Source organism: Streptococcus entericus DSM 14446, assembly GCF_000380025.1.
Lineage (GTDB): Bacteria > Bacillota > Bacilli > Lactobacillales > Streptococcaceae > Streptococcus > Streptococcus entericus.
Window position 1 is genome coordinate 21,780 of record NZ_KB904159.1, and the last position, 11,132, is coordinate 32,911.

Below are 11,132 nucleotides of genomic sequence, written 5' to 3' on the forward strand. Positions count from 1 at the left end.
GCCAATGGCAGAGCTTGTGAAATGGGCTGATGGGTGAAAACCATACAGAGAATACAAATCCATAAGCATCGGGTGCACTCCTTATCGTGTCAATAGAGATGACAGAGTTGTCAATATGCTGTCAAGTAGAGGTGGTACCGTGTCAACCCAGACGCCCTCACGCTAGTTTTTTAGCGTGGGGATTTTTTGTTAGAAGGGAGTTTAGGATGAAAAACATCTATCAATTGTTAGCTGAACATCAGGTTTTAGAAACAGAACGTCTCTTACTTCGTCCAGTGACCCTAGCAGATGCCGAAGAGATGTTTGCTTACGCTTGTGATTCTGACAATGTCCGCTGGTCTTTCATGCCGAACCAATCCTTAGATGAAACCAAACATATTATTGCGTCAATCTATTTAGCCAGCCCACTTGGTCGCTGGGGAATTGAACTCAAGGAGACAGGGCAGTTTATCGGAACCTTAGACATGCACAACTTAGTTGAAGCTGTCGGACGAGCAGAGTTTGGGTACACACTGAACAAAGCCTTTTGGAATCAGGGGTACATGACAGAGGCGGCTCAAGCCTTTCTTAAACTGTTTTTTGAAGATCTTGGCATGAACTGCCTGATTGCTCGTCATGATCAGGCAAACCCTGCTTCAGGTCGAGTTATGGCAAAAATCGGGATGGAGTTTAGTCACGAGGAACCCTATGCCAAACGAGATAAAAAAGACCCGAACCGCATTGTCACCATGATTCATTACCGACTGACCAAAGAAGCCTATTTTAATCAGGTTGACAACCCTGTCAACTAACTGTAAAGGAGAACATCATGACCAAACCCATTATTTTGACGGGAGACCGTCCTACTGGAAAATTGCATATCGGGCACTATGTTGGCTCGCTGAAAAACCGTGTCTTGTTGCAGAATGAAGGCAAGCACGACCTCTTTGTCTTTCTAGCCGACCAGCAGGCGCTGACAGACCATGCTAAGGATCCACAGACCATCGTGGAATCTATTGGGAACGTTGCCCTGGATTACTTGGCAGCCGGTCTTGATCCAGAGAAGTCAACCATTTTTATCCAGAGCCAGATTCCAGAGCTGGCCGAGCTGACTATGTACTACATGAACCTCGTCTCTCTTGGTCGTTTGGAGCGCAATCCAACTGTTAAGACGGAGATTGCTCAAAAAGGGTTTGGAGAGAGCATTCCGACGGGCTTCTTTGTCTACCCCATTGCCCAAGCCGCAGATATTACTGCTTTTAAGGCTAATCTTGTTCCTGTCGGTACCGACCAAAAGCCGATGATTGAGCAAACTCGTGAGATTGTCCGTAGTTTTAACCACACCTACAACTGCGAAGTGCTGGTCGAGCCAGAAGGCATGTATCCTGACAATGAAGCAGCAGGTCGCCTGCCAGGCCTTGACGGCAATGCTAAAATGTCCAAATCCCTCAATAATGGTATCTATCTGGCAGACGATGCTGATACGGTCAAGAAAAAAGTCATGTCCATGTACACCGATCCCAACCATATCCGTATCGAAGACCCAGGCAAGATCGAGGGCAACATGGTCTTCCATTACCTTGACGTCTTTGGCCGTGAGGAGGATAAGGCAGAGATTGCAGCCATGAAAGAGCACTACCAGCGTGGCGGACTTGGCGATGTCAAGACCAAACGCTACCTCCTTGACATCATGGAGCGTGAGCTGGCGCCCATTCGCGAACGCCGCTTGGAGTTTGCCAAGGATATGGGCGAGGTTTACCGCATGCTGGAAGTGGGCAGTGAAAAAGCCCGTCAAGCAGCGGCTCAAACCTTATTAGAGGTAAAAGCTGCTATGGGAATTAATTATTTTTAGACGACTAAGGCTGGAGAAATTCCAGCCTTAATTTTTAAAAAAATTGCTCAAAACCGCTTGACAGCAAGATTCGGGGGGGGGGGGNATAATAAAAGTGATAATTAAATTTAGGAGATTAAAATGGCTCAAATCCTCAATCAAGATCAACTCTATGACATCGCTTTGCAAACTATTTCGGCAGCCAGCCAGTTGCCTTTAGTCCGTGTTGATAGAGAGGAATTTCTTAAAAAACAATTTAAGGATAGCCCTTATCTGGATCAAATTTTAGTAGAAGGACCTCAGGTTGTTTATACGGTAGAAAGTCTTCAAAAAAAGGCCGATAAAATCATTTCTGAGATGACTACCCAAACCAGTTTGGCGTCATTTATTGCAGGTCTACCTGCAAATCCTTTTGCAGCAGTTCCTTTGGCAGGTGCTGATGTGACTCAGTTTTTTGGTTTTGCCCTCAATCTTGCTCAGCAACTGGCCTATCTTTATGGTCAAGATGATCTGTTTGAAGAAGGACAAAACAACCTATCAGAAGAGGCTAAATTACGACTTGTTGTTTACCTTGGTGCCATGTTTGGTGTGGCAGGGGTTAATGTGCTTATTCCAAAAGTAGCTAAAAATGTTGGTCAGCAAATGGTTAAAAACGTCGCTCGTCAGGCGATTACACGAACAACTTGGTATCCTCTTATTAAAAAAGTTGGGAGTGTGATTGGTGTCAGGGTGACGAGAACTACTGTCCAAAACGGTATTATGAAAGCTATTCCTATTGTTGGCGGTATCTTATCAGGTGGCTTGACTTATACCTCATTTAAACCGATGGGGAAAAACCTTTCTCAAACATTTGTTGAACACTTGGCAGGAGCTGTTAAAGATGACTTGGAGCTTAATCCTGAATTTGTTGCTCAATTGTCCAAACAGCTTGACAGAGACATCGAAGATGCTGAATTTAGTGAGAAAAGTTGAGATAAAAAAAGGAGCTAGGTTTACCTAACTCCTTTTTATTTTGGACAATAGCAGAGCAAAGCAGTGAGACCTTACTGTTACTAACCTAACCAGGCTTAAATTAGAGGGGTAAGCTCTGCTATTGCCCTAAAAAATACTTAACGATTAAGGCTTCATCTTGTTGACAATCAGCCAAAGGGGTCATGTAGGTTAGGACAAAAACAGCAAAGCCTGACCAGCTGAAATACTTGATAACAGCTCTACTAAGGGCTAGCGGGAGAACCTTAGTTAGCAAGGTTCTCCAATCTTTTTTTGTCATTCTAGTCCTTCTTTCTCACCTTAAACCAAAGGTAAATGTGCAGCCCGATGTGGTAGAGGATATAGCCGATAATCAGGGCAATGGCTAAAAACTCAAGAAAACCATAGAGAGGACCTAAGACAGGTACCTTTAGCAGATAAGGCCTTAGAATGGCTAATATGAGGATAACTACTAAAGAAAGCAACTGTTTTTTCATGGTAAACCCTCCTTTTCATCTCTTATGTTAGCATATTCCGAAACATTTATCAAAACTTTGCCTTAGCGGTTGACAAATGATTTTAGCGTGATATGATAGTAACAATAAACACAGAAAGAGGTTATGTTAATGTCAAATTGGCAGACAAAATTTTTAAAAAAAGGGTTTACTTTTGATGATGTGCTCCTGATTCCAGCGGAGAGTCATGTGCTTCCTAACGAAGTAGATATGAGTGTCCAGTTGGCGCCTAATTTGACCTTGAATATCCCAATTATCACCGCAGCGATGGATACTGTAACCGAAAGTGCAATGGCCATTGCGATGGCGCGTGCGGGTGGTTTAGGTGTTGTCCATAAAAACATGTCCATCGAGGCTCAAGCTGAGGAAGTGCGCAAGGTAAAACGCTCTGAAAATGGTGTGATTATCGATCCGTTTTTCTTGACACCAAACCATACGATTGCTGAGGCTAATGAGTTAATGGGCCGTTATCGCATCAGCGGTGTGCCTGTGGTTGAAACCATGGAGAACCGTAAATTGGTTGGCATTTTGACCAATCGAGATTTGCGTTTTATTTCTGACTATAATCAGCCGATTTCAGATCATATGACCAGCAAGAATTTGGTGACTGCACCTGTTGGAACTGACTTGAAAACAGCCGAGCAGATTCTCCAAGAACACCGTATCGAAAAGCTCCCCCTAGTGGATGGAGACGGTCGTTTATCTGGTCTCATCACCATCAAAGATATCGAGAAGGTTATCGAGTTTCCAAATGCTGCTAAAGATCAGTTCGGTCGTCTCTTGGTTGCAGGAGCTGTTGGTGTGACATCTGATACCTTTGAGCGAGCGACTGCACTTTTTGAGGCAGGAGCGGATGCGATTGTCATTGATACAGCACACGGACATTCAGCAGGTGTCTTGCGCAAGATTGCTGAAATTCGTGCGACCTTCCCTGATAAGACCTTGATTGCAGGTAATATTGCGACAGCTGAAGGCGCTCGTGCCCTTTATGATGCAGGGGTTGATGTGGTTAAGGTTGGTATTGGTCCGGGTTCGATTTGTACCACTCGTGTTGTCGCAGGTGTTGGTGTGCCTCAGATTACAGCCATTTACGATGCGGCTGATGTGGCGCGTGAGTACGGCAAAACCATCATTGCTGACGGAGGCATTAAGTATTCTGGAGATATCGTTAAAGCCTTAGCAGCTGGTGGTCATGCGGTCATGCTTGGTTCAATGCTGGCGGGAACTGATGAAGCCCCAGGAGAAACAGAGATTTTCCAAGGACGTAAGTTTAAGACTTACCGTGGTATGGGAAGCCTTGGCGCTATGAAAAAGGGTTCAGGTGACCGTTATTTCCAAGGTTCTGTCAATGAAGCCAATAAACTTGTTCCAGAAGGGATTGAGGGACGGGTGGCCTATAAGGGAGCTGCCGCAGATATCGTATTCCAGATGGTTGGAGGAATCAAGGCTGGTATGGGCTATACTGGTGCTGCAACTATCCAAGACTTGCATGATAAGGCTCAATTTGTCGAAATGAGTGGAGCAGGTTTGATTGAGAGCCATCCACACGATGTTCACATCACTAATGAAGCGCCAAACTATTCGATTAGCCGTTAAGAGGCTTGACAAAAACCGAACATTTTTGTAAAATAAACGAAGGAGTGGGAAAAGACTTGTCTTGTCCTACTTTTTTATCTTAATTTTATCGTTTACAGTTTTGTCAATAAAGTTGACAAAACTGTAAACATCATTGTAAAGGAGTATTATGCAAGGAATTTTATATGCTTTGGTCCCTATGTTTGCTTGGGGGAGTCTTGGTTTAGCGAGCAACAAGATTGGCGGTAATGCTAATCAACAAACCTTTGGAGTGACTTTGGGAGCTCTGCTATTTGCCACAGTGACTTACCTAATTGTCAAGCCTACCTTGACTCTTGACTACTGGATTTTTGGGATTTTAGGTGGTTTGCTCTGGGCTATGGGTCAGAACGGTCAGTTCTCCGCCATGCAGTATATGGGAGTGTCTGTGGCTAACCCCTTGTCAGGTGGGAGCCAACTGGTTATCGGTAGCTTGATTGGTGCCTTTGTTTTTGGAGAATGGGCAAAGCCAATTCAGTTTATTCTCGGTAGCATAGCCCTGGTTAGTTTGGTTGTTGGGTTCTATTTTTCTAGTAAAACTGACCCTGACAAGTCAGTTGACACTTCTGTCAATTACGACATGAAAAAAGGCTTTATCGCCTTGGCTTATTCGACCTTCGGTTATGTCGCTTATACTGTTTTGTTCAATAATATCATGCACTTTGAACCGCTGGCTGCTATTTTTCCAATGTCAATCGGTATGGTACTAGGAGCTGCTGCCTTTATGAGATTTAAGCTATCTTTTGAACCTGTTGTGCTTAAAAATGCCTTGGTTGGTCTTCAATGGAGCTTGGGCAATATCTTCATGCTTTTTGCGGCTTCCACAGCTGGTTTGGCAATTGCCTTTAGCTTTTCACAATTAGGGGCTATTATTGGGATTATCGGTGGTATTATCTTTCTCGGTGAGAAAAAGACTGCTAAGGAAATGCGTTGGGTCTACATCGGTATTGCTTGTTTCTTGGTCGGTGCCATCTTGTTAGGTGTTGTTAAGTCTTACTAGATTGACAGATTTGTCAATGTCATATTAAAAAACGGACGATGTTCAGTCCGTTTTTATTGTGCCGTTTTCCACATGGAAAATTTTCAAATCTTCAGGCAAGCCTTTTAGGTGGTCAAGGCTGGTTGTAGTGATGAAAGTTTGAACATTCTCTTTGATACCTTCTAGTAGTTTCATTTGGCGCTTATTATCCAGTTCACTCATGACATCGTCAAGGAGTAAAATCGGGTAATCGCCTGTCTGTTGCTTGAAGAGTTCAATTTCTGCCATTTTGAGTGATAGAATCAAACTGCGATGCTGTCCTTGACTACAAAAGTCAGCAGAGATGCCATTGATAGCAAAGGTAAGGTCATCGCGATGAGGACCGATAGAGGTATTACGTTTGAAAATATCGCGTTGATGATTGCTTTCGAGTTGCTTGACAAAATTATCTTTTAAAGTTGACAAGTCTGTAAATTTGATACTTGACTGATAAGCCAAACTGATATGTTCCAGCTGATTTGAAATCGCGTAGTGGTTTTTGTCTGCTTCGATAGTTAGTTGGTCAACGAAGTCAAGTCTATGTTGAATGACACGGCTACCATAATCCGCTAATTGGTCATCAAGAACAGATAAAAAGACAGTGTCAACCTTATCTGTTGACTTGAGGTAGCTGTTGCGCTGTTTAAGGACATGATTATAGTTTGACAGGTCTGACAAGTAGAGTGGCTTGATCTGACCGAGGTCAATATCCATAAACTTACGCCTTAAATTTGGCGACCCTTTAATCAGTTGTAAATCTTCAGGCGCAAAGAGGACAACCGTCATCTTGCCGATATAATCAGATAGCTTGTTTTGTTTGAGGTGGTTTAGTTTACAGACTCTGCCTTTATCTGTCAAGGTAATGTCAAGTGGAAGTTTACCACTGGTGCGGTGGACTAGGCCGCTAATCGTAAATGATTTTTCGTCGAAGTTAATCAGTTCTTTATCAAAGCGTGTTCGATGGCTTCGGGTCAAGGCTAAGAAATAGATAGCTTCTATCACATTTGTTTTACCCTGAGCGTTTTGCCCGATAAAGATGTTAAGTTTAGCAGAGAAATCAGTCGATAGTTCTTTGTAATTGCGGTAATTGGTTAGCTCAATGCGTTCAAGCCACATTAGTCTACTCCAGGGAATCGCACTGCTGGCTTGACAGGGTTGTCAACCTTGCGGTAAGTTTGCGTACGATTAACAGCAGTATCTTTATTTTTTTCAGGGTAACGTTTTTTGCTTTGAGCTGACTTTTTCGGCCGAGCTTGTTGCTTTTTAGTTGCCTGATTCATTTTTTTAACCAATTCTGCGACTCGTTTTTTCTCTGCTATATCGAGTTCGTGCTCTGCTATTTCAAAAGCAGTTGGTGCGACAATTACAATAGTCTGTTCAAGATCAGTAAGATCAATTTTATCACCGATACGGAGTTTTTTGCCGCGTCGTTTCTCATCCTCACCGTTAACCAGAACGGTGTTTTCGGCTAAAAATGCCTTGATAGCACCGCCACTTTTAATGATACCTGTGTCTTTCAGTAGAGCTTGTAGGGTAATGAAATCCGTGAAAAGTTTGTAGTCCATAGTCGTATCCTCCAGATGTTACCAGACTATTATAGCATAATTGTCTTAATCGACGTCTTTTTTGGTCATGTCTTAAATAAAATGTTATAATGAAGGGACTATCATCTAAGGAAAAGGAAGCTATGCAGATTGTTGACGGTGTTTATCTACACGTTATTCAGACAGAAAAATTTAAGACCAACCATCTGACTTGCCGATTTTCAGCAGATGTGAGTAAGGTGAATAAGGCCAGACGAGCTCTGGTAGCACAGATGCTAGCAACAGCGACTGCTGATTACCCCAACCCACGATTACTTCGTCAAAAATTAGCTGAGCTCTATGGGGCAGGCTTATCCACTAAAGTGACCACGAAAGGCTTGGTTCATCTGGTGGACCTCGACCTCAGTGCTGTGGGCAGTGAATTTGCTCTGGGTGGTGAGGACACGGTCAATGAACTGATGGCTCTCTTACGCAGTATTTTGTTCAATCCTTTACGGACGGTCGAGCAGTATCAAACAAGTGTCTTTGACATGGAAAAGGCTAATCTGATTAACTACCTTGAAGCAGATAAGGAAGATATTTTTTATTATAGCGATTTGGAACTAGACCGGCTTTATTTTACGCATGATAGCCTCAAACAATCCAGCTATTCAACACCTGAACAGGTTGCCAAGGAGAATTCCTACACTGCTTTTCAGGAATTTCAGCGCATGTTGAGGGAAGACCGTATTGATATTTTTTTAGTGGGTAAGATTGATGAGTATAAAATCTTACAAGGGCTTCATCAGTTGCCTTTTTCTCCTCGTCAGGTCTCTTTGAACTACCAGTACCAACAAAATCTAACCAATATTACACGAGAAAAATTAGAAACGAAGCAGGCCAATCAGTCTGTGTTGGACCTGGCTTACCATGTGCCCTCGGTCTATGGCGGAGAAGATTACGCTTCGCTCCTCGTCGCCAATGGTTTATTGGGACTATTTCCGCACTCTCTTTTATTCACAGAGTTACGGGAAAAAGCAGGGCTGGCCTACACAATTTCGAGTCATTTAGACCCTTTTCAGTCTGTTTTGAAGATTCAGGCAGGAATTGATCGAGACCAGCGTCAGCGTGTGATGCAGCTCGTGACCAAACAACTCCATGCCTTGAAATCAGGGCGTTTTACCAGTGATTTAGTGAAGAAAACCAAGAAAATGCTGGTCAATAGTGCAACTTTGTCCGAAGATTATGCCAAATCTCTGATTGAGTTAGCCTATAATCGGTCTGTTTTTGGAGAGAAAGCGAAGACTTTGTCAGAATTTCAGCAAGAGGTTCAGGCAGTGAGTAAGCAAGATATTGTTCGCTTGGCGAATAAGATAAAATTGCAAGCAGTTTATTTTATGGAGGGGGAGCAATAATGGCATTAGAGCAGATAGCCTTTCCACACTTAAATGAGATCATTTATCAAGGGATTCTACCTTCTGGGCTACGCCTAATCGTTATTCCTAAGTCGGGTTTTAAAGAAAACATAGGGATGTTATCTGTTAGATTTGGTGGGATTGACACTGAGTTTACAGTAAATGATCAAAAGATAGCCACAAGCGCTGGACTAGCTCATTTTTTAGAGCATCAGGTCTTTGAGAATCATGGGAAGCAGGATTTTTCTCAGAAGTTTACAGGACTTGGTTCTGATTCAAATGCTTTTACAAGCTTTACAACCACTAATTATTTTTTCTCAAGCGTTGATCAGCTGAATGAAAATTTGGAGCTACTGATTGATTTGGTAAGTCAACCAAGGTTTACAGAAAATTCTATCAAAAAAGAACAAGCAATCATTAGTCAAGAGATTGACATGTATCAGGATGATCCTGATTACAGGCTTTACAGCAGTTTGTTAGCAGGTCTTTTTCCTGAGACACCTTTAGCGGTTGATTTGGCTGGAAGAGTTGACAGCATAGACAAAATAACGTTGACAGATTTGTCAAATGCCTTTGAGACCTTTTATCGACCAGAAGGGATGACTCTGGTTATTATTGGGGATGTGGATGAAAATGTCGTTTACAAAAAATTGACAGACTTGACAAGCCAGATGATACAACAGACACCGATTACGGTGTCGCGCTCTGCTATTTCTTATCAACCTGTTGTCAAAAAACAGTCACTGCAATTAGATGTCAATATGCCGAAATTGGGCATTGGTTTTCGCCACGAACCTATTCAGGACAGTAGCCTCTTTTATAAGACCGCTTTGAAATTATATCTAAATATGCTAATCGGTTGGACATCAAAGACTTATCAGCAATGGTATGATGATGGAAAAATTGATGATTCGTTTGATGTGGTGATAGAAGTTGATGAGCGATTCCAATTTGTCATGGTTTTACTCGATACTAACGAGCCGATTGCTATGTCAGCCAAAATCAAACAGGCACTCAAAAAAGGGAGATCAAGTAAGGATGTCTCTGAAGAACGGTTATTCAGTCTAAAAAAAGAACTTTATGGTGAATTTCTGATGTCACTGGATCGCCCAGATGAATTGGCAAGTTCATTTTTAGAACATTCTACACAGGAGCTTTTCTATCTTGACGTGCCTGATATGTTAGACCAATTGACTCTTGAGAGCGTCTTGTTAATCGGTGAGACTTTCTTTCATTCGGCAGATAGTGCAGAAGTGACGATTTTTCCTCTCTAGGGGCTGGATAAGTTAGAAAAATTTGCTATAATAGAATTAATCACAACAAAGGAAGACGACAAATGAATAAAACGACTGGAGATTTGCTTCGCGAAGCAAGAACTAAAAAAGGATTAGCTCTCCAAACCATTGAGCGCTCAACAGGAATTGCGACCCACAATTTACTGGCTATTGAGTTGGATCAATTTTCATTGATTGATGCAGATAAATTAGAGCAGTACTTGAGAACCTACGCTGAGGCTGTTGATTTAGACTTTGCAAGTCTAGGGTTTGAAACAACGGAAGAACCTGTAGCGGAGGTGGCAAGTCAGGTTGAACAGGTTGAGGAACCATTTAAGGTCTCTAGTTTTGATGAGTTGGTCAAATCAGAGGACCCAGACTATGTTCCATCCCCTGTGACCTCAACAACGCTTCGCCGTAGCGGGCGTAACAGCCATTCTCAAAAATCAAGCTCAGGCAAGGGGAACAGATTTCTCGGTCCAATATTGACCTTGTTGGGTCTTGCAACCTTGATTTTTGCTGGCTTTATGCTGTATAAAAACTATTTAGCAGACTTTCTGACTGCTAAAACGAATACGGCCAATGAGACGGTAGCATCAGTATCAACAACACCATCAAGTTCAGAAGTATCAACAACTCCTAGTGAGTCAACTCCTCCTGCTCCAGCAACTCAATTGGCAGTCACAGGTGGCGGTGAAGCAATTACAGTTGCGGTGACAACTGCTCAAAAACCGATTAAGGTTGAGTTATCATTATCAGGAGCAGAGCGTAGCTGGGTCGCTTTGAGTAACTCTGATATTGCAGGAGGTGTTACCCTATCCAGTGAGCAACCAACCTATACCGCAACCTTGACAGAAGGTGCAACTCAAGCTGTTCTTGAGATGGGCATTACTGAAGGGGTAACCATCAAAGTTAACGGTCAAGAACTTGATAAGACTGCTCTCACCTCGACTGCTTACAGCATTGTGACCTTTAATATTCAGTAGGGTTGGTT

Annotated in this window: 12 protein-coding genes; 8 read left to right on the forward strand and 4 right to left on the reverse strand. The window is 42.7% G+C overall.

The genetic code is table 11. The features are described 5' to 3' along the window. The first annotated feature begins 206 nt into the window (after nucleotides 1–206). From A3GW_RS0103465 to A3GW_RS0103475, 3 genes are all read left to right on the forward strand, one after another. Complete coding sequence (locus A3GW_RS0103465; RefSeq protein WP_018367928.1) at nucleotides 207–791, forward strand: GNAT family N-acetyltransferase; 585 nt, start codon at nucleotides 207–209, stop codon at nucleotides 789–791. 17 nt (nucleotides 792–808) lie between these two features. Next, nucleotides 809–1,831 carry a tryptophan--tRNA ligase gene (trpS, locus tag A3GW_RS0103470; RefSeq protein ID WP_018367929.1) on the forward strand — a complete coding sequence of 341 codons (1,023 nt, stop codon included), beginning with the start codon at nucleotides 809–811 and terminating at the stop codon, nucleotides 1,829–1,831. A gap of 120 nt (nucleotides 1,832–1,951) precedes the next feature. Beyond that, the gene (locus A3GW_RS0103475) at nucleotides 1,952–2,782 is read left to right on the forward strand and encodes a hypothetical protein (protein ID WP_018367930.1); all 831 of its coding nucleotides are present in this window, start codon (nucleotides 1,952–1,954) and stop codon (nucleotides 2,780–2,782) included. Nucleotides 2,783–2,900: 118 nt separating this feature from the next. Here A3GW_RS0103475 and A3GW_RS0103480 read toward each other — a convergent pair whose 3' ends face one another. Together A3GW_RS0103480 and A3GW_RS0103485 are read right to left on the reverse strand one after the other, a co-directional pair. Continuing rightward, a complete protein-coding gene (locus A3GW_RS0103480) occupies nucleotides 2,901–3,080 on the reverse strand; it encodes a hypothetical protein (RefSeq protein WP_018367931.1) in 180 nt (59 codons plus the stop codon). Between the two features lies 1 nt (nucleotide 3,081). Then, nucleotides 3,082–3,276: a hypothetical protein gene (locus tag A3GW_RS0103485; protein ID WP_018367932.1), complete on the reverse strand. Its 195-nt coding sequence runs from the start codon at nucleotides 3,274–3,276 to the stop codon at nucleotides 3,082–3,084. A gap of 129 nt (nucleotides 3,277–3,405) precedes the next feature. Here A3GW_RS0103485 and guaB point away from each other — a divergent pair, with 129 nt between their 5' ends. Next, nucleotides 3,406–4,890 (forward strand): IMP dehydrogenase, encoded by a 1,485-nt coding sequence (guaB, locus tag A3GW_RS0103490; protein WP_018367933.1) that lies wholly within the window; start codon nucleotides 3,406–3,408, stop codon nucleotides 4,888–4,890. 148 nt (nucleotides 4,891–5,038) lie between these two features. Next, nucleotides 5,039–5,908, forward strand: coding sequence for a GRP family sugar transporter (locus A3GW_RS0103495; RefSeq protein WP_018367934.1), 870 nt, complete (start codon nucleotides 5,039–5,041; stop codon nucleotides 5,906–5,908). Between the two features lie 42 nt (nucleotides 5,909–5,950). Here A3GW_RS0103495 and recF read toward each other — a convergent pair whose 3' ends face one another. Further along, nucleotides 5,951–7,042: a DNA replication/repair protein RecF gene (gene recF / locus A3GW_RS0103500; RefSeq protein WP_018367935.1), complete on the reverse strand. Its 1,092-nt coding sequence runs from the start codon at nucleotides 7,040–7,042 to the stop codon at nucleotides 5,951–5,953. Beyond that, nucleotides 7,042–7,491 carry a S4 domain-containing protein YaaA gene (yaaA, locus tag A3GW_RS0103505; RefSeq protein ID WP_018367936.1) on the reverse strand — a complete coding sequence of 150 codons (450 nt, stop codon included), beginning with the start codon at nucleotides 7,489–7,491 and terminating at the stop codon, nucleotides 7,042–7,044. Before yaaA ends, recF begins: the two co-directional genes overlap by 1 nt. A 122-nt stretch (nucleotides 7,492–7,613) precedes the next feature. Here yaaA and yfmF point away from each other — a divergent pair, with 122 nt between their 5' ends. From yfmF to A3GW_RS0103520, 3 genes are all read left to right on the forward strand, one after another. Then, nucleotides 7,614–8,864, forward strand: coding sequence for an EF-P 5-aminopentanol modification-associated protein YfmF (yfmF, locus tag A3GW_RS0103510; RefSeq protein WP_018367937.1), 1,251 nt, complete (start codon nucleotides 7,614–7,616; stop codon nucleotides 8,862–8,864). After that, nucleotides 8,864–10,138: an EF-P 5-aminopentanol modification-associated protein YfmH gene (yfmH, locus tag A3GW_RS0103515; RefSeq protein ID WP_018367938.1), complete on the forward strand. Its 1,275-nt coding sequence runs from the start codon at nucleotides 8,864–8,866 to the stop codon at nucleotides 10,136–10,138. Before yfmF ends, yfmH begins: the two co-directional genes overlap by 1 nt. A gap of 62 nt (nucleotides 10,139–10,200) precedes the next feature. Beyond that, entirely contained in the window at nucleotides 10,201–11,124 is a 924-nt protein-coding gene (locus A3GW_RS0103520; protein WP_018367939.1) for a helix-turn-helix domain-containing protein, read from the forward strand. Nucleotides 11,125–11,132: the final 8 nt, after the last annotated feature.

Coding starts and splice junctions, on each gene's coding strand:
- A3GW_RS0103465 (WP_018367928.1), top strand. CDS start 207: ATGAAAAACATCTATCAATTGTTAGCTGAACATCAGGTTTTAGAAACA.
- trpS (WP_018367929.1), top strand. CDS start 809: ATGACCAAACCCATTATTTTGACGGGAGACCGTCCTACTGGAAAATTG.
- A3GW_RS0103475 (WP_018367930.1), top strand. CDS start 1,952: ATGGCTCAAATCCTCAATCAAGATCAACTCTATGACATCGCTTTGCAA.
- A3GW_RS0103480 (WP_018367931.1), bottom strand. CDS start 3,080: ATGACAAAAAAAGATTGGAGAACCTTGCTAACTAAGGTTCTCCCGCTA.
- A3GW_RS0103485 (WP_018367932.1), bottom strand. CDS start 3,276: ATGAAAAAACAGTTGCTTTCTTTAGTAGTTATCCTCATATTAGCCATT.
- guaB (WP_018367933.1), top strand. CDS start 3,406: ATGTCAAATTGGCAGACAAAATTTTTAAAAAAAGGGTTTACTTTTGAT.
- A3GW_RS0103495 (WP_018367934.1), top strand. CDS start 5,039: ATGCAAGGAATTTTATATGCTTTGGTCCCTATGTTTGCTTGGGGGAGT.
- recF (WP_018367935.1), bottom strand. CDS start 7,042: ATGTGGCTTGAACGCATTGAGCTAACCAATTACCGCAATTACAAAGAA.
- yaaA (WP_018367936.1), bottom strand. CDS start 7,491: ATGGACTACAAACTTTTCACGGATTTCATTACCCTACAAGCTCTACTG.
- yfmF (WP_018367937.1), top strand. CDS start 7,614: ATGCAGATTGTTGACGGTGTTTATCTACACGTTATTCAGACAGAAAAA.
- yfmH (WP_018367938.1), top strand. CDS start 8,864: ATGGCATTAGAGCAGATAGCCTTTCCACACTTAAATGAGATCATTTAT.
- A3GW_RS0103520 (WP_018367939.1), top strand. CDS start 10,201: ATGAATAAAACGACTGGAGATTTGCTTCGCGAAGCAAGAACTAAAAAA.